This window comes from Dyella sp. SG609, from assembly GCF_012275375.1.
Lineage (GTDB): Bacteria > Pseudomonadota > Gammaproteobacteria > Xanthomonadales > Rhodanobacteraceae > Dyella_D > Dyella_D marensis.
Genome location: NZ_JAAZQJ010000001.1, coordinates 130,788 through 155,770, shown reverse-complemented (window position 1 = coordinate 155,770; position 24,983 = coordinate 130,788). Strand labels below are relative to the sequence as shown.

The 24,983-nt window shown below is 69.3% G+C and carries 20 protein-coding genes; 17 read left to right on the top strand and 3 right to left on the bottom strand.

Annotated elements, in window-relative coordinates; translation table 11 throughout:
* Positions 1 to 148: 148 nt before the first annotated feature.
* Both FHW85_RS00705 and FHW85_RS00700 read right to left on the bottom strand, forming a co-directional pair.
* Entirely contained in the window at positions 149 to 1,090 is a 942-nt protein-coding gene (locus FHW85_RS00705) for an alpha/beta fold hydrolase (RefSeq protein ID WP_168646990.1), read from the bottom strand.
* An 18-nt stretch (positions 1,091 to 1,108) separates the two neighbouring features.
* Positions 1,109 to 1,711, bottom strand: coding sequence for a TetR/AcrR family transcriptional regulator (locus FHW85_RS00700; RefSeq protein ID WP_168646989.1), 603 nt, complete (start codon positions 1,709 to 1,711; stop codon positions 1,109 to 1,111).
* Positions 1,712 to 1,823: 112 nt separating this feature from the next.
* Here FHW85_RS00700 and FHW85_RS00695 point away from each other — a divergent pair, with 112 nt between their 5' ends.
* From FHW85_RS00695 to FHW85_RS00685, 3 genes are all read left to right on the top strand, one after another.
* A complete protein-coding gene (locus FHW85_RS00695; protein ID WP_168646988.1) occupies positions 1,824 to 2,627 on the top strand; it encodes a M48 family metallopeptidase in 804 nt (267 codons plus the stop codon).
* 142 nt (positions 2,628 to 2,769) lie between these two features.
* The gene (locus tag FHW85_RS00690) at positions 2,770 to 3,099 is read left to right on the top strand and encodes a YXWGXW repeat-containing protein (RefSeq protein WP_167254088.1); all 330 of its coding nucleotides are present in this window, start codon (positions 2,770 to 2,772) and stop codon (positions 3,097 to 3,099) included.
* Positions 3,100 to 3,173: 74 nt separating this feature from the next.
* Positions 3,174 to 3,524 (top strand): YXWGXW repeat-containing protein, encoded by a 351-nt coding sequence (locus tag FHW85_RS00685; protein ID WP_168646987.1) that lies wholly within the window; start codon positions 3,174 to 3,176, stop codon positions 3,522 to 3,524.
* 12 nt (positions 3,525 to 3,536) lie between these two features.
* Here the strand turns inward: FHW85_RS00685 and FHW85_RS00680 are convergent, their stop codons facing one another.
* The gene (locus FHW85_RS00680; RefSeq protein WP_167254086.1) at positions 3,537 to 4,265 is read right to left on the bottom strand and encodes an AraC family transcriptional regulator; all 729 of its coding nucleotides are present in this window, start codon (positions 4,263 to 4,265) and stop codon (positions 3,537 to 3,539) included.
* 139 nt (positions 4,266 to 4,404) lie between these two features.
* Here FHW85_RS00680 and FHW85_RS00675 point away from each other — a divergent pair, with 139 nt between their 5' ends.
* The 14 genes from FHW85_RS00675 to yccS all read left to right on the top strand — a co-directional run bounded on the left by FHW85_RS00675 (position 4,405) and on the right by yccS (position 24,932).
* Positions 4,405 to 5,346 carry a 4-hydroxyproline epimerase gene (locus FHW85_RS00675; protein WP_167254085.1) on the top strand — a complete coding sequence of 314 codons (942 nt, stop codon included), beginning with the start codon at positions 4,405 to 4,407 and terminating at the stop codon, positions 5,344 to 5,346.
* Positions 5,343 to 6,449 (top strand): FAD-dependent oxidoreductase, encoded by a 1,107-nt coding sequence (locus tag FHW85_RS00670; protein WP_210427670.1) that lies wholly within the window; start codon positions 5,343 to 5,345, stop codon positions 6,447 to 6,449. The genes FHW85_RS00675 and FHW85_RS00670 overlap by 4 nt, the downstream gene beginning before the upstream one ends.
* Positions 6,446 to 6,691, top strand: coding sequence for a 2Fe-2S iron-sulfur cluster-binding protein (locus FHW85_RS00665; protein ID WP_167254084.1), 246 nt, complete (start codon positions 6,446 to 6,448; stop codon positions 6,689 to 6,691). The genes FHW85_RS00670 and FHW85_RS00665 overlap by 4 nt, the downstream gene beginning before the upstream one ends.
* Positions 6,684 to 7,973, top strand: coding sequence for an FAD/NAD(P)-binding oxidoreductase (locus FHW85_RS00660; RefSeq protein ID WP_168646986.1), 1,290 nt, complete (start codon positions 6,684 to 6,686; stop codon positions 7,971 to 7,973). Before FHW85_RS00665 ends, FHW85_RS00660 begins: the two co-directional genes overlap by 8 nt.
* A complete protein-coding gene (locus FHW85_RS00655; RefSeq protein WP_167254081.1) occupies positions 7,970 to 8,875 on the top strand; it encodes a dihydrodipicolinate synthase family protein in 906 nt (301 codons plus the stop codon). The genes FHW85_RS00660 and FHW85_RS00655 overlap by 4 nt, the downstream gene beginning before the upstream one ends.
* Before the next feature lies 1 nt (position 8,876).
* On the top strand, positions 8,877 to 10,463 hold the full coding sequence (locus FHW85_RS00650; protein ID WP_168646985.1) for an aldehyde dehydrogenase family protein: 1,587 nt from the start codon (positions 8,877 to 8,879) through the stop codon (positions 10,461 to 10,463).
* Positions 10,460 to 11,665 (top strand): Xaa-Pro peptidase family protein, encoded by a 1,206-nt coding sequence (locus FHW85_RS00645; RefSeq protein ID WP_168646984.1) that lies wholly within the window; start codon positions 10,460 to 10,462, stop codon positions 11,663 to 11,665. Before FHW85_RS00650 ends, FHW85_RS00645 begins: the two co-directional genes overlap by 4 nt.
* A gap of 19 nt (positions 11,666 to 11,684) precedes the next feature.
* Positions 11,685 to 13,448 carry a DUF885 family protein gene (locus FHW85_RS00640; RefSeq protein WP_168646983.1) on the top strand — a complete coding sequence of 588 codons (1,764 nt, stop codon included), beginning with the start codon at positions 11,685 to 11,687 and terminating at the stop codon, positions 13,446 to 13,448.
* A 28-nt stretch (positions 13,449 to 13,476) separates the two neighbouring features.
* On the top strand, positions 13,477 to 14,901 hold the full coding sequence (locus FHW85_RS00635; RefSeq protein WP_168646982.1) for an amino acid permease: 1,425 nt from the start codon (positions 13,477 to 13,479) through the stop codon (positions 14,899 to 14,901).
* A 9-nt stretch (positions 14,902 to 14,910) separates the two neighbouring features.
* Positions 14,911 to 17,265 (top strand): twin-arginine translocation signal domain-containing protein, encoded by a 2,355-nt coding sequence (locus FHW85_RS00630; RefSeq protein WP_168646981.1) that lies wholly within the window; start codon positions 14,911 to 14,913, stop codon positions 17,263 to 17,265.
* A 283-nt stretch (positions 17,266 to 17,548) separates the two neighbouring features.
* Positions 17,549 to 17,917 carry a hypothetical protein gene (locus FHW85_RS00625; protein WP_168646980.1) on the top strand — a complete coding sequence of 123 codons (369 nt, stop codon included), beginning with the start codon at positions 17,549 to 17,551 and terminating at the stop codon, positions 17,915 to 17,917.
* A gap of 153 nt (positions 17,918 to 18,070) precedes the next feature.
* The gene (locus FHW85_RS00620) at positions 18,071 to 20,944 is read left to right on the top strand and encodes a TonB-dependent receptor (protein WP_168646979.1); all 2,874 of its coding nucleotides are present in this window, start codon (positions 18,071 to 18,073) and stop codon (positions 20,942 to 20,944) included.
* A gap of 224 nt (positions 20,945 to 21,168) precedes the next feature.
* Entirely contained in the window at positions 21,169 to 22,272 is a 1,104-nt protein-coding gene (locus FHW85_RS00615) for a Glu/Leu/Phe/Val dehydrogenase (protein WP_167254065.1), read from the top strand.
* A 518-nt stretch (positions 22,273 to 22,790) separates the two neighbouring features.
* Positions 22,791 to 24,932: a YccS family putative transporter gene (yccS, locus tag FHW85_RS00610; RefSeq protein ID WP_343203652.1), complete on the top strand. Its 2,142-nt coding sequence runs from the start codon at positions 22,791 to 22,793 to the stop codon at positions 24,930 to 24,932.
* The last annotated feature ends 51 nt before the right edge of the window (positions 24,933 to 24,983 follow it).

Here is a 24,983-nt window from a genome sequence, read left to right as displayed (position 1 = left end):
CCCAACAACACGATGCCACCACCTCGCAAGCGGCAACGTTGGGGTTGCCACCCCAACCTACGCAGCTATCACGCGGGACGCGTGCTGCCGCCCCAACAACACGATGCGGCTACCTCGCAAGCGACGATGTTGGGGTTGCCACCCCAACCTACGCCACGCCGTAAGGCAGGTTTGGCGTGGCGACCACGCGTTCGCCCACCGTCTCGCCGCGCAGGAAGGCGAAGGTCGCCTCGATCACTTCCGGCGCATCGAGCACGCGGTGATGTCCCAGCCCCTGCGTGGTGAGCAGACGCGCGCCCGACCAGTAGCGGGCATAGCGTTCGCCCTCTTCCCACGGCACGTCGCGGTCGTCGAGATCGTGGATCACCAATCCTGACTGGCCCAGCGCCGGCAAGTGCTTGTGCACCTGCAGATCGCGCACCATCACCCCGGTGCGCCGTTCCAGCCAGCCATAGAACGCCTCGCGCAGATGGTCGCCCAGCCTCACGAAGCGGAAGAAGCGGCCGGTGGCGGCTTCCATGTCGGCCGCGGGCGCAACCAGCACGAGTTGGCGCGCCAACCAGGTTTCGCTCTGTGCCAACGCCAGCGCGGCGCCGCCCAGCGAATGGCCGATCGCCAGCGCCGCGTGCCCATAGTGCTGGCCGACCGCGCGGATGGTGGCGATGAAATCCGGCAGCGTGCACAGGCGCCCCGTGCTGCGGCCATGGCCGGGCTGGTCGAATGCGACCACCGCCAGGCCTGATTCGCGCAAACGCTGCACCCAGGGCAGATAGCGCAGGCCGAAGCTCGACCAGCCGTGCACCAGCAGCGCATAAGGCTGCGTCGCCGGATCGCCCCATACGTACGTGGCGATCTTTTCTCCGCCGACCTCCAGCTCACCCTGCTGCATCGCCTCGTCCGGCCGTGCCGCCAGCGCGCGGCTGCGGCTGCTGGCGAACGGCGTGGCGAACAGGCGCGCGGCGCGGTCCACCGTGCGGCGCGGGGCGAGGCGCCCGCCGACGGCAAAGCTGGCGCGCACCGCGCCGAGTTTCAGCAGAAGACCGGCGCTGGGGCGGCCGTGCGGGCGATGGGCGCGTTGCGTGCGGGGCATGGGCTGGCTCCTGGGGGTTCAGGTGCGATAACTGGCGAACAGGCGATCGACAGCTGACAAGGTGCGGCGGCGCGCTTCCTCGAAGCCGAACAGGCCGGCGTCGTGATGCAGCACGAGCATGAAGGCGTAGATCTCGAAAGCGAGCTGGCTGACGTCGGTGCCGCGGCCGAGATGCGCTTCGTCCACCGCCTGCCCGATGGCCTTTTCCAGCTGGCCGCGCCAGCCGGACTGCTGCCGCACCACGGCATCGTGCAGCGCGCCGTCGCGGCCGTCGTATTCGCCGACGGCGGACAGCAGCACGCAGCCGCGCTCGTAGCGCTGTGCCCAGTCGCACCAGTTCTCCACGATGGCGCGCAGGCGCGGCAGGCCGCGCGGGGTTTTCAGCGCGGGCAGCAGCACGTTGTCCATGAAGCGCTGCGCGCCCAGCTCCAGCACGGCCAGCTGCAGGTCTTCGCGCGAACCGAAATGCGCGAACACGCCGCTCTTGGACATGTCCGCCGCCTGCGCCAGCGTGCCGATCGACAAGCCTTCCAGGCCGTCGTTGCAGGCCATGGCGTAGGCACGGTCCAGGATCATCTCGCGGGTGGCGGCGCGCTTGCCGGGGGCGGTGGTGGTGTTCATGGGGCCTGAAAATAGAACGACCGTTCGTTCTTTTCAAGTGCCAAACTGGCACACAATGCGCCGCCGAACGCAAGGTTATGCTTCGGACCAGTTTTCCAGGGAGGTAAAACGCATGAAATTCCGCCTGCCGCTCGTGCTGGCCCTAGGCGCCCTGCTCTGTGGCTGCTCCACCTCGCCCACCGGGCGCAAGCAGCTGATGATGGTCTCCGACGGGGATATGTCGAAGATGGGCCTGGCCGCATTCAACGATATGCGCACCAAGGGCAAGTTCGCCGACGCGCCGAAGGAGCGCGCCTATGCCACCTGCGTCGCCAACGCCCTGGTAGCCGTGCTGCCGGCGCCGTGGAACACGCAGCAGTGGGAAGTGCAGATCATCGACGACAACACGCCCAATGCCTTCGCCTTGCCGGGCGGGCGCATCGGCGTCAACCGCGGCATGTTCAAGGTGGCGTCCAACCAGGACCTGCTCGCCGTGGTGCTGGGGCATGAGCTGTCGCACGTGGTGTCGCGCCATGGCGCCGAGCGCATGTCCGACAACATCGCCGCCCAGGTGGCGGTGGTCGCCGGCAGCGCCTATGCCGCCAGCCGCGGCACCAACGTCGGCTACGCCGCGGCCGCGCTGGGCGTCGGCGCGGAGGTCGGCATGCTGCTGCCGTTCTCGCGCATGCAGGAAAGCGAGGCGGACACGCTGGGCCAGCGCTACATGGCGCAGGCCGGCTTCGATCCGCGCTCGGCCCCCACGCTGTGGGAAAGGATGGCGGCCCAGGCTCCCGGCGGTCCCAAGCAGCCGGCCTTCATGTCGACCCATCCGGCTTCGTACAACCGCCAGCAGGCGCTGACCAGGCAGGCCGACCAGCTGATGCCGGTGTACGAGCAGGCGCGCGCCAGCGGGCACAAACCGAACTGCGCGATGTAGCGGCTTGCGCGGCCGCGCCCGACCGCGGCCGCGCCTTCCACCCTGCCCATGTCTGAACGAGCCGGCCGGCCGCGGTCAACAGGCGCAGGCCCATGCCGTTTTTCCGTGCGAGCCACACGCTGCGTGGCCGAGGAGAAACCGCATGAACACGCTGGCACGAAGCTTCGCCGTGCTGACCGCGCTGGGCCTGGGCCTGGGCGCTTGTGCCTACGCCCCCGATGCCGCTGCCCGCACGCAGATTTCCGTGGGCATCAACGTCGCCCCGCCCGCGCCGCGCTACGAAGTGGTGCCGCCGCCGCGCGTCGGCTACGCCTGGGCGCCGGGCTACTGGCGCTGGGATCCCTATGCCCGCCGCCACGTGTGGGTGGTCGGCCGCTGGATTCCGGCGCGCCACGGCTACGTCTATCGCGCGCCGCGCTGGGAGCCGTACCGCGGCGGCTGGCGCTTCCACGACGGCTACTGGGGCCACTGAGCCCGGTTCGATTCCGACGCGGCTGCCTTGAGGCAGCCGCGTTTTTCTTGACTCTCGAAGAAGGGGTACTTCCGATGCAGATCCGAATCGCGGCGCTCGCCGCGCTCACCATGCTCGCCAGCGGTTGCGTGGAAGAACGCGTGGTGCACGACCGCCCGGTGGTAGTGGAACGTCCGATCGTCCGCCGCGAGGTGGTCGAAGTGATCGCACCGCAACCGCCGCCGGAGCGGATCGTGGAAGTGGAGCCGGCACGGCGCCCCGGCTACGTATGGGCGCGCGGCTACTGGCGCTGGACCGGGCGCGAATACGTCGCCGTGCCGGGGCATTGGGAAGTCGAGCGTCCCGGTTACCACTACGTCCATCCGCATTACGAACACCGCAACGACGGTTGGCATCTGAACGTCGGCGTGTGGGTGAACGGCTGAGTTCGATGCGCTTTACGCCGCCGGCGCCGCACGCATGGCGCCGGCGGCCATCGCCCGGTAATCCCGCGGCGTCATCCCCACCGTCGCCTTGAACTGCCGCGCGAATGCGCTCTGGTCGGCAAAGCCGCAGGCAAGGCCGATCGCCGCCACGCTCTGGTCGCCGCGCAGCAGGCGCATGGCCGCTTCGATGCGCAGCTTGGTCTGCACCTGCTGCGGCGTCAGCTGGAACACGCGGCGGAAATGCCGCTCAAGCTGCGCCACCGACACGCCGGCCAGCTCCGCCAGCTTCGCCACGCGCACGCCTTCGGCGTAGTGCTCCTGCAGATAGGCGAGCACGCGGCGCAGCCGCACATAGGTGGGGTGGCGGCCATCCGGCTTGCCCAGGTCGCGCGAGATGCCGACGATGCCGTGCACCTCCCCGCGTTTCAGCAGCGGCCGCTTGCAGGTCAGGCACCAGCCCGGCACGCGGTTGGGGAAGATGTGCACTTCGAGCTGGTTCTCGATCACCTCGCCGTCGAGCACGCGGCGGTCCTGCGAGGCGTAGGAGCCGCCCAGCGTGGCGGGAAACAGCTCGACCACGCTGCGGCCGATCACGTCCGCGCGCTGCTTCAGGCCCAGCCGGCGCACCAGGGTGAGGTTGGCATGCGTGTAGCGGCCCTGGCCGTCCTTCACGAAGAACACCACGTCGGGCAAGGCGTCGAACAGCGCCTCCAGCTCGTCGGCCGAAATCTTCATGTCCATCGCAGGTCCTGCCCCGTCGCGAAACCTTGTGCAATCGCAGCATGGCACAAAACCGGCCTGGCGCATTATGCCGATTTCCGCATGCAGCGATGCCAAGCCCTGCTAGACGCCCACCGCCGCGGCGGCGAGCATGTCCGGCATGCATACCATCGACGTGATCGACTCGCACACCGGCGGCGAACCCACCCGCACCGTCATCGCCGGCTTCCCCGACCTCGGCGCCGGCACATTGATGGAGCAGCGCGAACGCTTCCGCCGCGATTTCGACCGCTGGCGCGCCGGCATCGCCTGCGAGCCGCGCGGCTCGGCCACCGTGGTCGGCGCCCTGCTGCTGCCGCCGCAGAGTGCGGAGGCCTGCGCCGGCGTGATCTTCTTCAACAACGTCAGCTATCTGGGCATGTGCGGCCACGGCACCATCGGCGTGGTGCGCACGCTGCAGCACCTGGGCCGCATCGGCCCCGGGCTGCACAAGATCGAGACGCCGGTGGGCACGGTGGGCGCGGAACTGCATGCGGATGGCCGCGTGTCGATCGACAACGTCGAAAGCTACCGCCACGCCAAGGACGTCAGGATCAGCGTGCCCGGCTACGGCGACGTCACCGGCGACATCGCCTGGGGCGGCAACTGGTTCTTCATCACCAGGGACACCCCGCTGCCGCTGGAGATCCACCACCAGCGCGAACTCACCGCCTACACCGAAGCGATCCGCCGCGTGCTCGAAGCGCAGGGCATCACCGGCGCCGAAGGCGGCGAGATCGACCATATCGAGATCAATGCCGACCTTGGCGCCAAGGCCGGCCGCAACTTCGTGCTGTGCCCCGGTCTGGCCTACGACCGCTCGCCCTGCGGCACCGGCACCAGCGCCAAGCTGGCCTGCCTGGCCGCGGACGGCAAGCTCGCCCCGGGCGAGGTGTGGCGGCAGGAAAGCATCCTCGGCGCGGGCAGCGAGTTCGAAGCCACCTACACCCCCTCGGCACGCGGCGTGAAGCCGCGCATCACCGGCAGCGCCTTCGTGGTGGCGCGATCCACCTTGCTGTTCGACGAAGCCGACGCATTCACCTGGGGCAGTGGCGCGGAATGAGCGTGCCCGGTTACGACCTGATCGTGATCGGCGCCGGCATCGTCGGCGCCGCCTGCGCGGACGCGGCCAGCGGCGACGGCCTGCGCGTGGCGATCGTCGAACCCGGCCCGATCGGCGGCGGCGCCACGGCGGCGGCGATGGGGCATCTGGTGGCGATGGACGACGACCCCGCCGAACTGGCGCTCGCGCGCTACTCGCTGCGCCAATGGGAAGCCTTCGCCGACCTGCCCGAAGCCGAATTCAGCCGCTGCGGCACCTTGTGGGTGGCGCGCGAGGAGCGCGAGCTGGCCGCCGCCGCGGCACGCGCCGCGCGCCTGGCCGCGGCCGGCGTGGAAGCGCAACTGCTGGACGACCAGCAGCTCTACGAACTGGAACCCGAGCTCGCCCCCGGCATGAGCGGCGGCATGCTGGTGCCGCGCGAGGCCGTGGTGTATCCGCCGCGCGTGGCGCGGCACCTGGTTGCCCGCGCGCAGTCGCGCGGCGCGGTGCTGTATGCCGGACGCCGCGTGCAGGCGCTGCGCCGCGGCGGCGCGCAACTGGACGATGGTTCCTCGCTCAGCGGCCCGGTGCTGGTCGCCACCGGCTGCGCCCTGCCCGCGCTGCTGCCGCAGTTGCCGATGCGCGCGCGCAAGGGGCATCTGGTGATCACCGACCGCTATCCCGGCCTGCTGCGGCACCAGCTGCTGGAACTGGGCTATGCCGACAGCGCGCACGGCGATGCGGACAGCAGCGTCGCCTTCAATGTGCAGCCGCGTCCCACCGGGCAGATCCTGCTCGGCTCCTCGCGCGAATTCAGCGCCACCGATGCGGCCGTATCGCCGGCCATGCTGCGCCGGATGCTGGAACGCTGCTTCGCCTTCGTGCCCGCGCTGCGCGAGCTGCAGGCGCTGCGCGCGTGGACGGGCTTCCGCCCCACCACGCCGGATGGACGTCCCTATCTCGGCGCCGTACCCGGCGCCACCGACCAATGGGTGGCCGCCGGCCACGAAGGCCTGGGCGTCACTACCGCCCTGGGCAGCGCGCGCCTGCTGCTGGACCTGATCCAGCAGCGCCAGCCGGCGCTCGATCCGGCGCCTTACGCGCCGTCGAGGCTGGCCGCATGAGCGCAACGGTGCGATTGCAGGTCAACGGCCAGCCGGTCGAAGTACCGGCCGGCGCCAGCGTCGCCGCCGCGGTGGCGCATTGGACCTTGCATTTCCGCACCTCGGTCAGCGGCGAAACGCGCGCCCCGCTGTGCGGCATGGGCGTGTGCTTCGAATGCCGCGTGCGCATCGACGGCGTCGCGCACCAGCGCGCCTGCATCACGCCCGCACGCGACGGCATGCAGGTGGACAGCCATGACTGAGCGCTACGACGTGCTGGTGGTCGGCGCCGGCCCCGCCGGCCTGGCGGCGGCGGGCACGGCGGCGGCGCATGGCGCGCGCGTCGGCCTGCTCGACGCCCAACCGCGCGCAGGCGGCCAGGTGTGGCGCCACGATGTGCGCAAGCCGGCGCCGCGCGCCGCGCGCGAAGCCATCGCCGCCCTGCATGGCGTGAACCTGCTGGCGCAGCACAGCGTGATCGCCAGCGAAGACGGCGCGCTGCGCGTGGAAACGCCGGAAGGCTCCGCCCTGCTCACCTACGGCGCCCTCGTCCTCGCCACCGGTGCGCGCGAACTGCTGCTGCCCTTTCCCGGCTGGACACTGCCGGGCGTGAGCGGCGCGGGTGGCCTGCAGGCGCTGACCAAGCAAGGCTGGCCGGTGGCCGGCAAGCGCGTGGTCATCGCCGGCAGCGGGCCGCTGCTGCTCGCCGCCGCGGCCACCTTGCGCGCGCACGGCGCGAAAGTCGTCGGCATCCACGAACAGGCCTCCCCTGACAGCGTGCACGCCTTCGCGCGGCAACTGCTGCATTGGCCCGCTCGCGCCGCGCAAGCCTTGTCCCTGCGCGCCAGACTCATGGGCGTGCCGTATCGCTTCGGTTCGATCGTGCGCCACGCGCATGGCGAAGACGCCGTGCGCGTGGTGGAAATCGAAGACGCCCACGGCACCGCCTGCGTGGACTGCGATCTGCTCGCCGTCGGCTACGGCCTGGTGCCGAACGTGGAACTCGCCCAGTTGCTCGGCTGCGCACTCGACCACGCGCCAACCCATCCGCACGTGCAGGTGGACGAACTGCTGCGCACCAGTGTGCCGGCCGTCTTCGCCGCGGGCGAAGCCTGCGGCATCGGCGGCCTGGCGGCCGCGCGCATCGAAGGCGCCATCGCCGGCCATATGGCCAGCGGACATGCCGACGAAGCCCGCGTCCTGCTGCCGGAGCGCGATCGCGCCCGCCGCTTCGGCGCACTGCTGGCCCGGCACTTCGCACCGGGCTCACGCGTACACGCACTGGCCACGCCGCAGACCCTGATCTGCCGCTGCGAAGACGTGACGCTCGGCGCGCTCGACGGCTATGCCGACGCGCGCGACGCCAAGCTCGCCACCCGCTGCGGCATGGGCGCCTGCCAGGGCCGCATCTGCGGCACCGCGCTGGCGGAACTGGGCCGCTTCCCGCGCGGCGCCGGCCGCCCACCTTTGTTTCCCGCGCGCCTCGCCACCCTGGCGGGGCTCGCCACCTCCCCTTCCGACGACGCATCGAGGTCAACGACATGAGCACTGCATCCATCTGGCGCGGCGTGATTCCCGCCATCACCACGCCATTCACTACCGACGGCCAGGTCGACCACGCCTTCCTCGCCAAGCATGCCAACCAGCTGATCGACGCCGGCTGCACCGGCATCGTGCCGCTCGGTTCGCTGGGTGAAGCCGCTACGCTCTCGTTCGAAGAAAAGCTCGCCATCATCCGCACCCTGGTGCAGGCGCTGAACGGTCGCGCGCCGGTCATTCCCGGCATCGCCGCGCTGTCCACCGACGAAGCCGTGCGCCTGGCGCAGCAGGCGAAGGCGCTGGGCTGCTCGGGCCTGATGGTGCTGCCGCCGTATGTGTATTCCACCGACTGGCGCGAAATGGGTGCGCATCTGCGCGCGGTGATCGCGGCCACCGACCTGCCCTGCATGCTCTACAACAACCCCGTCGCCTATAAAACGGACTTCGCGCCGGAACAGATCGCCGAACTGGCGCATGAATTCCCCAATGTGCAGGCGGTGAAGGAATCCTCCGGCGACGTGCGCCGCTTCGCCGGCATCCGCGCCCTGCTGGGTGACCGCGTGGAATTGCTGGTGGGCATGGACGACGCCATCGTCGAAGGCGTGGCCATGGGTGCGCGCGGCTGGATCGCCGGCCTGGTCAATGCCTACCCGAAGGAATCGGTGAAGCTGTTCGAACTGGCTCGCGACGGCGGCGCCGATGCGGCGCTGGAGCTGTATCGCTGGTTCCTGCCGCTGCTGCGCCTGGACACGGTGCCGACCTTCGTGCAGCTGATCAAGCTGGTGCAGGCCAAGGTCGGCATGGGCAGCGAACACGTGCGCGCGCCGCGGCTGGCGCTGGTCGGCGAACAGCGCGAAGCTGCACTGCGCGTGATCGATCACGCCATGGCCCACTCACCCAAGGTATGACATGGATATTCAGCCCATCCTGATCGACGGCCACTGGCGCGCGGCAAGCGCGCCGGCCGGCCAGTTCCGTGCCGAGAATCCCGCGACCGGCGAAGCGATCGGCCCGGCCTTCCCGGTCTGCGGCGCGCAAGATGTCGAGGCGGCGCTCGCCGCCGCGACCGCGGCGGCCGCCGAACTGGCCGCGGCCCCGCCGGAACGCATCGCCGCCTTCCTCGAAGCGTATGCCGATGCGATCGAAGCCGACGCCGAAGCGCTGGTCGACACCGCCCACGCCGAAACCGGGCTGCCCAAGCAGCCGCGCCTGGCCGCCGTGGAACTGCCGCGCACCACCAACCAGCTGCGCCTGGCCGCGAAGGCCGTGCGCAGCTATGCGTGGACGCAGCCGGTGATCGATACCGCCGCCAACCTTCGTTCGCACTTCGCGCCGCTGGGCAAGCCGGTGCTGGTGTTCGGCCCGAACAATTTCCCGTTCGCCTTCAACGCCATCGCCGGCAGCGATTTCGCCTCGGCCATCGCCGCGCGCAATCCGGTGATCGCCAAGGCGCACCCCTCGCATCCGGCCACCAGCGAGCGCCTGGCGCGCGCGGCATTCGCGGCGCTGCGCCAGGCCGGCCTGCCGCCGGCTTCGGTGCAGATGCTCTATCACTTCGATCATGCGATCGGCGGAAAGCTGGCCGGCGACGCGCGCCTGGGCGCGATCGGCTTCACCGGCAGCCGCGCGGGCGGACTCGCGCTGAAGGCCGCCGCCGATGCGGCGGGCGTGCCGGCTTATGTGGAGCTGTCCAGCGTCAATCCCGTGTTCCTGCTGCCGGGGGCGCTGGCCGAACGCGGCGCCGCGCTGGCGCAGGAGTTCTTCACCTCCTGCACCATGGGCAGCGGCCAGTTCTGCACCAATCCCGGCGTGGTGATCGTGCCGCGTGACGAGGCCGGCGATGCCTTCGTCGAAGCGGCCAAGGCCCATTTCGCCGGGGCCGCGCCGGGCGTGCTGTTCTCGCGCGGCGTGCTGGAACATCTGCAGCACGGCATCGCCACGCTGCGCAAGGCCGGCGCGCAGCTGCTGGCCGGCGGCGTGGCCGGCTCGCCCGGCTACCGCCATGCGCCCACGCTGCTGGAAGTCGACGCCGCGCAGTTCCTGCGCGAACCGCAGGCGCTGCAGACCGAAGCCTTCGGCCCGGCAAGCCTGCTGGTCCGCACGCACGGCCTGGCGCAGATGGTCGAGGTGGCCAATGCCTTCGAAGGCAACCTCACCGGCACGCTGTACACCGGCAGCACCGACGACGAAGCGTCGGCCGCCGTCGCGCGCGCCTTGCGTCCGCGCGTGGGCCGCCTGATCGGCAACCGCATGCCCACCGGCGTGGCGGTCAGCCCGGCCATGAACCATGGCGGTCCGTATCCGAGCACCGGCCATGCGGGCTTCACCGCGGTGGGCATGCCGGCGGCGATCCACCGCTTCGCCGCCCTGCACTGTTACGACAACCTGCCCGAACACCTGCTGCCGGCGGAACTGCGCGACCACAACCCCGGCGGCGTGGCGCGGCAGATCGATGGCTGCTGGTGCGTGGACGATCTGGGAAGCAAGAACGCATGAGTTCCAGCCAGATCGGCGGCCTCGATCCCGCCCAGGCGCGCGCGCGCCTGCAACCGTGGCAAGCCGCCGCGCCCGCCATCGGCGCGGACGAATACCAGCACCGCCTGGAACACGCCCGCGCGCTGCTGCGCGTGCAGCGGCTCGACGCCCTGCTGGTCACCGCCGGTACTTCGCTGCGCTATTTCACCGGCGTGGCCTGGGGCGCGAGCGAGCGGCTGGTCGGCATGCTGCTCACCGCGCAGGGCGATCCGATCCTGATCTGCCCCGGCTTCGAGGCCGGCTCGCTCGCCGCGGTGCTGCGCATTCCGGCCGAGGTGCGCCTGTGGGAAGAACACGAGGACCCGCAGCAGCTCGTCGCCGACGCATTGGCCGAGCGCGGCGCCGGCAGTCTGGCGCTCGATCCGGCGGCGTCCTTCGCCGTGGCCGAACGCCTGCGCGCCGTGCTCGGCGGCAAACCCATCGCCGACGCCAGCGCGATCGTCGACGGCTGCCGCATGTGCAAATCTTCCGCCGAACTGGCGTTGATGAAGCAGGCCACGGCGATGACGCTGGAGGTGCACCGCCTTGCCGCCGGCCTGATGCGCGAAGGCATCTCGCGCACCGAGCTGGTGCGCTTTATCGACGAAGCGCACCGCGCGATGGGCGCGGACCACGGGTCCACCTTCTGCATCGTGCAGTTCGGCCACGCCACCGCCTACCCGCACGGCATTCCCGGCGAGCAATACCTGGAGCGCGACCAGCTGGTGCTGATCGACACCGGCTGCACCGTGCAGGGCTACCACTCCGACATCACGCGCACCTACTGCTTCGGCACGCCCACCGCCGAGCAGGCGCGCATCTGGGAACTCGAACAGGCCGCGCAACGCGCCGCGTTCGAAGCGGTGCGGCCCGGCGTCACCTGCGCCAGCGTCGACGATGCCGCCCGCGCCGTGGTGGAAGGCGCGGGCCTGGGTCCGGACTACCGCCTGCCCGGCGTGCCGCACCGCACCGGCCATGGCTGCGGCATGGCCATCCACGAGATGCCTTATCTGGTGCGCGGCTCGCGCACCGCGCTGCGGCCGGGCATGTGCTGCAGCGACGAACCGATGATCGTGGTGCCCGAGCGTTTCGGCATACGCCTGGAGGACCACTTCTACGTCACCGAGGACGGCGCGGCCTGGTTCACCCCGCCCTCGCCGGCCATCGACCAGCCCTTCGCCTGACGCCCCCGGAGAGGAGCCGATGAAACGACCGATCGCCCATCTTGCCTGCGCCATCTGCCTCGCCATCGCTCCTCTCCTCGCCCACGCCGCCGACGATGCGGACGCACGCTTCCGCGCGATCTACACGCAGGAATGGCAATGGCGCCAGGCGCAGTTCGCCGGCGGCGACGACGAGGACGGCGAGGGCGAGGCGGCCGATCATCTGCCGAAGGTCGATCCAGCCACGCAAGGCCAGCGCCAGCGCTACTGGGCCGACGTATTGAAGCGGCTCGACGCCATCGCGCCGCAGCAGCTGCATGGCGACGATGCGGTGAACTACGCGGTCTACCGCGAACAGATCGAAACCCTGCTGGCCGACCAGCGCTTCCGCACCTGGGAAATGCCGTTCAACAGCGACACGGCGTTCTGGACCGACCTGGGCTTCACCGCGCGCAAGCCCATGCGCACCGCGGACGACTATCGCCGCTACCTGAGCCAGCTGCGCGATATCCCGCGTTATTTCGACGAACAGATCGCCAATATGCGCGCCGGCCTGGCGCGCGGTTTCAGCGTGCCGCGCGTGACCCTGGCCGGGCGCGATCAATCGATTGCCGACGTGGCGAACGCCAAGGGCGACGACAACCTGTTCTACACGCCGTTCCGCAAGATGCCGGACACCATCCCGGCTGCCGCGCAGGAACAGCTGCGCGCGCAAGCGCGTGCCGCCATCGAACGGCAGGTGATTCCCGCCTACGCTCGGCTGCTCGACTTCATGCGCAACACCTACATGAAGCAGGCCCGCACCACGCTTGCCGCCGAAGCGATGCCGGACGGCAAGGCCTTCTACCAGGCGCAGATCCGCGAGTTCACCACGCTGGACCAGAGCCCCGAACAGATCCACGCCACCGGCCAGCGCGAAGTGGCGCGCCTGCGCGCCGAGATGGAGCGCACCATCGGCGAAACCGGCTTCAAAGGCAGCTTCGCGCAGTTCCTGCACTACCTGCGCACCGACCCGAAGTTCTATCCCAAGAGCGCCGACGAGCTGCTCAAGGACGCCGCGTGGATCGCCAAGCGCGTCGACGGCAAGCTGGGCCAGTACATCGGCCGCCTGCCGCGCCAGCGCTTCGCCATCGAGCCGGTGCCGCCGGATCTGGCGCCGTTCTACACGGGCGGCCGCGGCGGCCCGGGCATCTACCTGGTCAACACGTACGACCTGCCCTCGCGCCCGCTGTACTCGCTGACCGCGCTGACCCTGCACGAATCCGCGCCGGGCCATGCGCTGCAGATGCCGCTGGCCGCCGAGCACGAGGGGCTGCCGGACTTCCGCCGCTACACGTATATCTCCGCCTATGGCGAAGGCTGGGCGCTGTATTCCGAGCGGCTGGGCGTGGAGATGGGCATGTACGACACGCCGTACGACCGCTTCGGCTATCTCAGCTACCAGATGTGGCGCGCCTGCCGCCTGGTGGTGGACACCGGCATCCATCACCTCGGCTGGACGCGCGAACAGGCGCAGGCCTTCATGCGCGACCACACCGCATTGAGCGAGCACGAGATCGAGACCGAGGTGGACCGCTATATCGCCTGGCCGGGCCAGGCGCTGTCGTACTACCTGGGCGAGATGGCGATCGTCGATGCGCGCGCGAAGGCTGAAAAAGCCCTGGGCGAACGCTTCGACCTGCGCGCCTTCCACGACACCGTGCTGTCGCTCGGCTCCGTGCCGCTGCCCGTGCTGCAGCAGCAGGTGGACCGCTTTATCGCCAAGGGTGGCAAGTCGCCTTACGCGCAGGCGCAAGCGCCGTAACGAACACTGTGGTTTCGGGGAGGAACCGATGGGCCTGATCGACGACATCACCCGGCGCAAGCCAGTGGAAAGCCTGCAGCGCGAGGCGGGCCAAGGCACCGGCCTGCGCCGCGTGCTGGGCCTGTGGCAACTCACCGCCATCGGCCTGGGCGGCATCATCGGCGTGGGCATCTTCGTGCTCACCGGCACGGTGGCGGCGACGCAGGCGGGGCCCGCCGTGCTGCTGTCCTTCCTGCTCGCCGGCATCGCCAGCGCGGCGGCGGCGCTGTGCTATGCGGAGTTCGCCGGGCTGATTCCCGTCACCGGCAGCGCCTACACCTACGGCTACGCGGTGCTGGGCGAATTCGCCGGATGGATCATCGGCTGGGACCTGCTATTGGAATATGCGCTGATCGCCGCGGTGGTGGCGGTAGGCTGGTCCGGCTACGCGCAGGTGCTGCTCAACAACTTCGGCTTGCCCTTGCCCACCTGGGCGCAAGGCGCATGGGGCACCGGCCCCGGACGCGTGGTGAACCTGCCGGCCATCCTGATCTCGGTGGCCATCACCGCCCTGCTCGCGGTGCGCATGGAATGGGGCGCGCGCTTCAACACGCTGATCGTCGGCATCAAGATCGCCGGCGCCGCCTTGATCGTGATCGCCGGCGCGGCTTACGTGAAGCCGGAACGCTGGCATCCGTTCATGCCGTTCGGCATGCATGGCGTGGTGACCGGCGCGGCCGTGGTGTTCTTCGCGGTGTTCGGTTACGACATGCTGACCACCGCCGCCGAGGAATCGCGCAACCCGCAGCGCGACCTGCCGCGCGCGGTGCTGCTGTCGCTGGGCATCGCGATGCTGCTGTATTTCGCCATCTGCCTGGTGCTGACCGGCATCGTGCCTTACACCACGCTGGACAACGACGCGCCGGTGGCCAACGCGTTCATCCGCATCGGCATGCCGTGGACCATGGCGGTGATCTCGCTGGCTTCGGTGTGCGGCATCACCAGCGTGATCTTCGCCAACCTGCTGGCCGGCGCGCGCATCGGCTTCAGCCTGGGCCGCGACGGCCTGCTGCCGGGATGGTTCGCCGGCATCCATCCGCGCTGGCGCACGCCGCATCGGGCGACCTTCCTGCTGGGCACGGTGACGGCGGTGGCGGCGGGGCTGTTTCCGCTGGACGAGCTGGCGAAGCTGGTGAATATCGGCGTGCTCGGTGCCTTCATCGTGATCTGCACCGCGGTGGCGGTGTTGCGCTGGCGGCGGCCGGATCTGCACCGGCCGTTCCGCACGCCATGGGTGCCGGTGGTGCCGCTGATCGGCGTGGGGTTTTCCTGCTGGCTGATCTGGGGGCTGCCGGCGGTGACCTATGTGCGGTTTGCGCTTTGGCTGCTGGTGGGTTGCATGGTGTATCTGGGGTATGGGCGCAGGCATAGCCGCCTGGCTCAGCGGAACACGCCGGCATCGGAAACGGTTTAGGGGAATCGAATGGATCGGCGTCGTTTTCTGCAAGGCCTGGCCGCGACGAGCGCGGCCGCGGGGCTGGTGGGTTGGGAAGGGGCATCGGCGCAGTCGGGCGCGCCGGCGGGAGGCGCCGGCACGCTGGCGCCACCGCCACGTATCCCGCTCGCCAAGCTTTCCACCGAAGGCCATGCGCGGCTCGCCGGTTTCGATGTGCAAGGCGCCGCGTGGTCGGTATTCGAAGACCTGAGCACGCCGGATGGCGCGATCACCCTGGCCGGTCCGGATGGCGGCTGCGTGCTGGGCAAGCGCACCGAGTCCTGCGCCGCCGAAGCCGGCACGCCTTATCTCGGCCTCGCGCTGAAGGAACTGGCCCTGGCCGACGCCGACCTGCTGGCCGATCGCCTGCTCAAGCGCGGCGAACCCGATCCCGAACAGGTGCGCCTCGCCGCGCCTCCGCTCGCCTCGACGCTGGACCCGAAGGACTACAACGGCCGCCTGCCGTGGACCACCTTCGTCGGCAACGTGGCCTGCGCCGACACCATGCCGGTGTTTCCGGACGGCCGCACGCGCACCTTCAAGCCCATGCAGGAAACGGCGGCGCTGCGCGACGAGAAGCTCGCGCCGCAGCGGCGCGAAGGCCTGCTCGGCGGCTGGCTGCCGGCGGTGCACAAGGTGTTCCCGCTGGGCGACGGACGCTGGTACGACGTGCTGGTGTTCGCCGACGTCGACGCGGCCGACCGCTTCGTGGTGCAGACCTGGCACCGCACCGCGCTGATCGAGCATGGGCGCGCGAGCGAAGTGCATTACGGCTACAGCTATCCCTCATATCCGCCCACGCGCCAGCCGCCATCGGCGGAAGCTTTCTATCGCGCCCTGCTGCGCTTCCACGACGCCTGGCAGCAACAGCTTGCCGATGCCTGCGCCATGCGCACCCCGGATCCGAGCTGGGCCGACATGGCGCGCCATGCGTTCGCACGCGAACTGGTGGTGCGGCCGGGCGGCAGCTATCCGAAGTACGGCGCGGTGGACCGCGACTACTACGGCAACGAGTACGACGGCTTCCAGGACACGTTCACCAGCTCGCTCTACGCGAACCTCGAATGGGGCCGCAACGCGCAGGCCGCGGCGGTGCTGGACGGCTATTTCACCGATTTCGTGCAGGCCGACGGCATGGTCAACATGCGCGGCGCGGAAACCGGCCAGTTCGGCCTGACGCTGTCGCTGCTGGCGCGCTATCTGCACTACACCGGCGACACGGCGCTGCTGTGCAAGCACCAGGGCAAGATCGAAGCCACCGCGCGCATCCTGCTGGACCTGCACGATGCCAGCCTGCGCCTGCCGAACAACGACCCCGGCCATGGCCTGCTGCATGGCTGGAACGAGTCGGACGCCTGCCTGTTCCCCGAGCCGCAGCTGTGGTGGAAGCCTTACTACGCCAACAGTGCGCTGGCTTCGCGCGGCCTGCGCGATCTGGCGGCGGTGTGGGAGCGCATCGATGCCCATGGCAAGGCCTTGGCGGACCGCTGGCAGGAGCGTTCGCGCGTGCTCGCCGCGCAGCTCGTACGCAGCGTGCGCGCCAATGTCCGCCACGATCTGCATCCGCCCTATGTCGGCCCGCTGCCCGGCGCGAAGCTCACCTTCCGCCAGTCGCTGCTGCAGGAAAAGCCCAGCGAACAGCAATGGCCGCATCGCGCCTATGCCGAACTGCTGCAGGCGGACGTGCTGCCGGACGACCTCGCCCACCTGGTGATCGACTGCATGCGCGGCCACGGCGCCACCTCGATCGGCGTGGTGGCGAACGTGGCGCCGCCTTCGCCGGACGGACGCGACATCCTGGGCTTTATTTCCTACGGCTATGCGCAGCAGTTGCTGCGGCTGGGGCGGATCGACGAGTACCTGCTGTTCCTCTACGCGCACCGCTATCACGCGCATACGCCGGGCAGCTGGACCGCGGGCGAGGTGAGCGACCTGAGCGGCGGCATGCCGCTGTTCTGCATGCCGGCGCAGTTGACGATGCCGTTGCTGCTGCGGTGGATGGTGGTGTTCGAGGACAGCGAGGGCGAGGTCTTGCACCTGGCGCGCGCGGTGCCGCGGCGGTGGATGGGTGGAGATCAGGCCATCGAGCTGCGCGGCGCGCCGACGCGGTGGGGGCGCGTGGATGTGCGTCTGCAGCCGGATGGCGGGCATGGCGTAACGGGGGAGATCAGGCTGCCGGAACGTGCGCCCGGTGCCGTGTGGTTGAGTCTTCGGGCACCGGAAGGTAAGCGGCTGGGGAATGTGCGCGCCGAGGGAGCCGTGGTGAAGGAGCGGCGTGGGGAGAGCGTGCGATTGGATGGCAAGGCCACCGAAGTCGTGCAAATTTCCGCAACGTTTATTTGAGAAACCCTTCTCCCTTCGGGAGAAGGTGGCGGCAGCTGGATGAGGGTACGGGCGAAGCGATGCACTTCGCTCCCCCGACCCCTCACCCCGGCCCTCTCCCGGGAGTGGAGAGGGAGTACGTTGCGCTGCGCTGAAACCACTATGCGCAATTCCGCACGCCTCTTTCCCAAATACGACAAGACGCCCCGCGCATGTGACGGCAGGATGAAACCATGCGCATCGGGGGACGCGCCGCCAACCGCCACGCCGCGTCCACGCGCGGCCGCACGCACGGGGAGAGGGCATGCCGTCCGGATGTAGCGATCACCGCAAGCGATTCCTGACGAAGGCTGCCGCCGCGGCGAAATTCCGCCACTCGCCGGCTGACTCGTTCTGGTGCCGTACCGGCTCGGTTGCCGATGCATTCGCGCGTTTCGATGCCAGCATTCGCTCCCATGACGACGACGGCCCGCACGCCGCTTCCCCTTCGAAACCCAGACCCCGGCCGGCGCCGGGCGTGGCAGCCGGGCGGCCTGGAGCGGCCGCCCGGCTGCGCACGCTTTCGGCGCACGGGCTTCGTTTCGAGGCCGTCGCGGCGCGACCGCTGAAGGAACTCCACGGGGAGCGCCACACCGTGTACCGCCAGCAATCCGACGCGCCCGGCCAGGGCTGAGCGCGTCACGCCCGCCTCGCGCGGGCCGCAGCAACGCAACGCACCCGGCCGGGCCGCCAGCCCGGCACGGCGTGCTGTTGCCCGACGAAACGCAATCGCCGCAGGGACGGCCGTTGCGCATGCCCCATCACTGGCACCACGAGGTATCCGCCCATGCATCCACGTTCCGCCTGTCGCCATCCACGCGCGCTCAGCCTCGCCGTCAAGCTCGCCATCGCCAGCACCGCGGTCGCCATGGCAGCACCTGGCTGGGCGCAGGACGCGCCGCCGCCCGACGCCGCCGATCCGCAGAAAGCCAAGAGCCTGGAAACCGTCACCGTCACCGGTTCGCGCATCCGCCGCGTCGACGTCGAAACCGCCAACCCGGTGGTGACGCTGGACCGCGCGCAGATCGCCGCCACCGGCAAGGCCACGCTCGGCGACCTGGTGCAGGAACTGCCGTCGATCGCCGGCAACGCCACCAATGCCAATACCAATAACGGCGGCGGCACCGGCGCGGCCACCATCTCGCTGCGCGGCATGGGCGACAAGCGCACGCTGATCCTGGTCAACGGCGTGCGCCTGGCCTACAACGACGTCAACAGCATCCCCGCCAACATGATCGACCGCGTGGAAGTGCTGAGCGACGGCGCCTCGGCCATCTACGGTTCGGATGCGATCGGCGGCGTGGTGAACTTCATCCTGCGCGAGCATTTCAGCGGCGTGCAGCTGTCGGGCGATTTCGCCCAGAGCAGCCGCGGCGACGGCACCCGCCGCAACTTCACGCTGACCGCAGGACAAGGCAACGAGCGTGGCAGCGTCATCGCCGGATTAGGGCACCAGAGCCTGGATGCCGTATCGGCGCGCGACCGCTCGTTCTCGCGCGACGCGCTCAACCTCACCGGCGGCAAGGTGATCGTCAGCGGCTCCTCGGCCGCGCCATACGGCGCGATCACCCTGCCCGGCGCGCAGGCCAGGGCCCTGGGCTGCACGTCGCGCGTGGCGCTCAACGCCGGCGTCAGCGGCGCCACCACGCCCGGCGACTATCATTGCTACAGCGTCGCGGACAGCTACAACTACCAGGGCGACAACATCCTGCAGACGCCGCAGAAGCGCGACCAGTTCTTCGTGCTGGGCAAGTACAAGCTCAATGACAAGCTCGAAGCCTACGCCAACCTCTACTACACCAAGACCCAGTCCGAATCGCAGATCGCGCCGGTGCCGGTGTTCGCCAACGGCGACAACTTCATCGTGTCCAAGGACAACTACTACAACCCGTTCGGCGTGGACTTCGGCACCGACCGGGTGAGCGGCGCCAACAACGGCGACTTCAATACGCGCTTCACCACCCTGGGCTATCGCCGCTACAGCTACAACACCTACAACCTGCAGGTGACACCGGGCCTGCGCGGCGGCTTCGGCGACAGCAGCTGGCAATGGGATGCGGCGTTCAACTACGGCAAGGTACGGCAAAAGTCGGTCAACTATGGCTTCCTCGATTACGCCGGCTTCCAGCAAGGCCTGGGGCCTTCGTATCTCGATGCGTCCAGCGGCAAGGTGACCTGCGGTACGCCGGGCAACCCGATCGCCGGCTGCACGCCGATCAATATCTTCAACGTCAACGACCCCACCACCATCGCGGCGCTGAAGAACATCCAGCGCAATCCGGTGACCACCACCGCGTATACGGTGAAGCAGTTCGAAGCGAACGCCAACGGCGGCCTGTTCGACCTGCCCGCCGGCACGGTGAACCTGGCCACCGGTTTCTCCTACCGCAAGGAGAGCACGTCCACGCGCACCGATCCGCTGGCGGTGGCCGACCTCAACGGCCTGTGCGGCGTGGTGGAGTTCTGCAGCTCGGTGCTCGCCGGCAGCTTCAACGTGAAGGAGGCCTACGCCGAAACGCTGATCCCGCTGCTGTCGGGCAAGCCCTGGGCGCAGGCGCTGAACCTCACCCTGGGTACGCGCTGGTCCGACTACAGCAGCGCCGGCCGCAGCACCAACAGCAAGCTGGCGGTGGAATGGCGGCCGATCGACAACCTGCTGCTGCGCGGCACGGTGTCCGAGGTGTTCCGCGCGCCGAACATCAGCGAGCTGTACGGCGGCATCGCGGGCGACGCGCCCACCGTGAACGACCCCTGTAACGGCTATACCGGCGGCCATCCGCAGGCCTGCGCCAGCGTGCCCACCGACGGCAGCTACCGGCAGGCCAATCCGGAGATCTCGGCCAAGACTTCCGGCTCGCTCGCCGCCGGCTACCAGCTGAAGCCGGAGCAAGGCAAATCCTTCGACTTCGGCGTGGTGTACGACCCGCAATGGGTGCCGGGCCTGTCGCTGAGCGCGGATGTGTGGCGCATCAATCTCAACGACACCATCACCGCGATCTCGGCGCAGACGGTGCTGAACCAGTGCTATGCCAACCCGGCCAGCCCGTTCTGCAGCTTTATCCACCGCTTCGCCAGCGGCGCGATCAACTACGTGGCGGAGCCGACGGTGAACCTGGGCGCGCTGTCCACCAAGGGCGTCGATGGCAGCGTGGCGTATCGCTTCAACACCGAGCGCTACGGCCGCTTCAACCTGCGCCTGGATACCACCTACGTGGCGCGCTACGACGTCAATCCCGACCCGTCCGACGCCACCTCGGTGACCATCCACAACGCCGGCCGCTACACCTACGCCTATGGCAACTTCCCGCGCTGGCGCGGGCTGGCCACGCTGAACTGGGCGCAGGGTCCGTGGAGCGCGAGCTGGCGCCTGCGCTATGTCGGCCGCACCGAGGTAGGCAGCCCCGACGCGCGGCAGCAGCTGTCGGCCGACCTGACCGTACCGTCGGTGGTGCGCAAGGTCGGCGCGTACGCCTACCACAGCGTGCAGCTGGGCTACGAAGTGAAGGGCTGGCGCACGCGCTTCGACATCGGCGTGGACAACCTGGCCGACAAGCAGCCGCCCCTGCTGTACCAGAACAACGTGAACAACTCGAACACCGACGTAGCCACTTACGACGTGATGGGCCGCTATTACTGGGCCCGGGCGACGCTGACGTTTTGATCGAGTGAAACGAGGCGGGCCAAGGGCTGGCGCGCGGTGCCGCGCCGGCCCTGCTGCAACGCAACAGCGCCCTGCCGGGTGACCCGCTAGACTTATGGACTGTGTTGACACCCCGACCCCCGGTCGGGGTTTTGACTTTAGAGGCATGCGCACGCCGCCCCGCGGCCGCCGTACCGACCACCGCATCCCCAACCGCGCCACCCCACCGTGGAGTCACCGTTCCAATGATTTTCGAAACCATCGCCAAAACGGGTCACGAAGAAGTCGTCTTCTGCCACAACAAGGACGCCGGCCTGAAGGCCATCATCGCGATCCACAACACGGTGCTGGGCCCGGCCCTCGGCGGCCTGCGCATGTGGCCGTACAAGACCGAGCAGGACGCGGTCAACGACGTGCTGCGCCTCTCGCGCGGCATGACCTACAAGAACGCCGTGGCCGGCCTGAACCTGGGCGGCGGCAAGGCGGTGATCATCGGCGATCCGTCCAAGGACAAGTCCGAAGCGCTGTTCCGCGCCTTCGGCCGCTTCGTCAACTCGCTCAACGGCCGCTACATCACCGCCGAAGACGTCGGCATCGACGTCAACGACATGGAATACGTGTTCCGTGAAACCGAATACGTGACCGGCGTGCACCAGGTGCACGGCGGCTCGGGCGACCCCTCGCCGTTCACCGCGTTCGGCACCCTGCAGGGCCTGATGGCCGCGCTGCAGGTCAAGCACGGCAACGAGGACGTGGGCAAGTACAGCTACGCCGTGCAGGGCTGCGGCCACGTGGGCAGCGAGTTCATCAAGCTGCTGCGCGAGCAGGGGGCGAAGGTGTTCGTCACCGACATCAACAAGGACGCTGTGCAGCGCTGCGTGGATGAGCTGGGTTGCGAGGCCGTGGGCCTGGACGAAATCTATGACGTCGACGCCGACGTGTATTCGCCGTGCGCGCTGGGTGGCACGCTCAATGAGCAGACGATTGATCGCATCAAGGCGAAGATCATCTGCGGTGCGGCCAACAACCAGCTGGCTACCGATTCGATCGGTGATGAGCTGACGCGCCGCGGTGTGCTGTATGCGCCGGATTATGCGGTGAACGCGGGTGGCGTGATGAATGTGTCGCTGGAGATCGACGGGTATAACCGTGAGCGGGCGATGCGCATGATGCGTACCATTTATTACAACCTGGGTCGGATTTTCGAGATTTCGAAGACTGAGGGTGTGCCGACGTATAAGGCGGCTGATCGCCTGGCGGAGGAGCGGATTTCCTCGATCGGGAAGATCAAGTTGCCGCATATGGGTAATGGTGCGCCGCGGTTTGCGGGGCGTATGCGCGGGCAGTAAGCGGCGCGCTTTGGTGTTTGGGAACGCCTCCCGTTTGGGGGGCGTTTTTTTTTGCTCGTCATTCTGGTGTAGGCCGGGATCCAGTAGCGACTAGGTGCGGTTGGCGCGACTTGGCCGCTTATGCAGCGGGCATTTCGGACGCCTGCCGGCGCCCGGGTCACTTTCTCTTTGCTGGCCCAAAGAGAAAGTAACCAAAGAGAGAATGGCCTGAGAGCCAAGGCTCGCGACGCGACTAGAAGGAGCAGTGGGCGGCTGCGGTAACCGGATTAACCTGGGTCTACACGAAACATCAGTGCGTTTACGTAGCGGCTGCTTCAACGTGCCGTGGCCGAGAGGATGTTCAAGAACTGAGGCCAGCTTTGAGCTGCCTGTTACCTCAACCTCCCAGGATGAGTCCTTCTCCCTCCGGGAGAAGGTGCCGGCAGGCGGATGAGGGGGCGGGCGGAGCGGGACGCACCACGCTGCCCGTACCCTCCCCCCTCTCCCGGAGGGGGAGGGGCTTTCCGTATCCTTGTGGGGTGACCCTGGCCCCATCCTCCATCGCCGACACCTGGCGCCGCATCCGCGGCTCCGACCGTTTCGCCGAATGCCTGCGCGTGCTGCTCGGCCTTGGCGGCGTGGTGCTGTACTGCCTGGCGGATGGCCATTTCGCCGACGCTATCCCCGCCCTGCTCGGCGTGATCGCCTGCGCGCTGGCCGAAACGGAGGACCATTGGCGCAGCCGCCTGGCCACCCTGCTGGTGACGCTGGCCTGCTATGCCGTCGCCGCCAGCTCGGTGCAGCTGCTGCTGCCGCATCCGGTGCTGTTTGCGCTGGGCCTGCCGCTGGCGACGTTCGCGCTGGTGATGCTGGGCGCGGCCAGCCATCGCTACGCGACCATCGCCGGCTCCGCCCTGCTGCTGTCGGTGTACACCATGATCGCGGCCGATGCGGGCGCGCATCCCGGCTCCCTGCGCGAACCGGCGCTGCTGCTGGCCGGCGCGGCGTGGTACGGCCTGCTCTCGCTGCTGTGGAGCGCGCTGTCGCCGCAGCAGGCGGTGCGCCATGCGCTGGCGCGCACTTTCGATGCGCTGGCCGGCTATCTCGAAGGCAAGGCGGCGCTGTTCGCGCCGCTGCCGGGCGTGGATCGCGAGGCCCTGCAGCAGGAGCTCGCCATGCGCAACGAGAAAGTGGTGCAGGCGCTCAACGAGACGCGGCTGATCCTGATCGACCGCATCGGCCCGCGCCGGCCCAGCGGCCCTACCGCGAAACGCCTGCGCCTGTACTTCGCGGCGCAGGACATCCACGAGCGCGTCAGCTCCTCGCACTACCCGTACGACGCGCTGGCCGAAGCGTTCTTCCACAGCGACGTGCTGTTCCGCTGCGAACACCTGCTGCGCCGCCACGCCGGCCTGTGCCGCCAACGCGCGCGGACGCTGCGCCTGCGCACGCCGCTGCAGGTCGACGACGGCGCGCGCGCCGCGCTGGACGACGTGCGCGATGCGATCGAGGCGCTGCATGCCCAAGCCACGCCGCCGGATGCGCACCTGCTGCGTTCGCTCGATGCGCTGCTGCGCAATATGGATGCGATCCAGTCCCTGCTCGAACGCGAGCAGCCGGCGAGCGGCCCGGTGCCCGGCGAGGAAAGCGCCCTGCAGGACCCCGGCCCCGGCAACCTGGCCGAGGCGTGGGAGCGCATCCGCATCCAGTTCACGCCACGCTCGTTCCGCTTCCGCCATGCGCTGCGCCTGGCCTTGGCGCTGCTGGCCGGCTATGCGGTGCTGCGCGTGGTGCATCCGCAGAACGGCTACTGGATCCTGCTGACCACCTTGCTGGTGTGCCAGCCCAGCTACGGCGCCACGCGGCGGCGCCTGCTGCAGCGGACCACCGGCACGCTGGCGGGGCTGGTGGCCGGCTGGGCGGCGCTGCGGCTGCTGCCGTTCGGGCCGGCGCAGGTGCCGCTGCTGATCGTGGCCGGCGTGGTGTTCTTCGCCGCGCGCCAGCGGCGCTACACGCTGGCCACCGCGGCGATCACGCTGTTCGTGGTGCTGTGCTTCAACCAGGTGGGCAATGGCTACGAAGTGATGTGGCCGCGCATGGTCGACACCTTGATCGGCGTGGCGATCGCCGCGCTGGCCATCCACCTGGTGCTGCCCGACTGGCAGGGGCGGCGTCTGGACCAGGTGATGGCCGACACGCTGCGCTGCGATGCGCGTTATCTGGCCAGCATCCTGGCGCAGTACGCCGACGGCCGGCGCGACGACCTGCCCTACCGCATCGCGCGGCGCGACGCCCACAACGCCGATGCCAACCTCAGCGGCGTGCTCTCCAACATGCTGCGCGAACCGGGCCGGCACCGGCGCGGCGGCGAATCCCTGCTGCGCTTCCTGGGCGCGGCGCACGTGCTGCTCAGCCAGCTTTCGGCACTCGGCGCCAACCGGCAGGCGCTGGCCGCGGGGCATGCGCGCGAGGCCGTGCAGTCCTGCGGCGCGCAGACCGTGGAAGCGCTGGAGCAGCTGGCCGAATCCGTGGAGACGAACGAACCTGCGCCGCTGCTGCTGACCATGCCCGCGTATGCCGGCGGCGACGAGACCGCCCGCCTGGTGCTGGGCCAGCTCGCCCTGATCCTGGCCCAGCGCGAGCGCCTGGCCGAGCTGGCGCTGGAAGTGCGGGACAGCTAGCCGCCTCTGGTAGCATGCCGCCGGCCCGCGCACCGCGCGGGCGCATAGTCG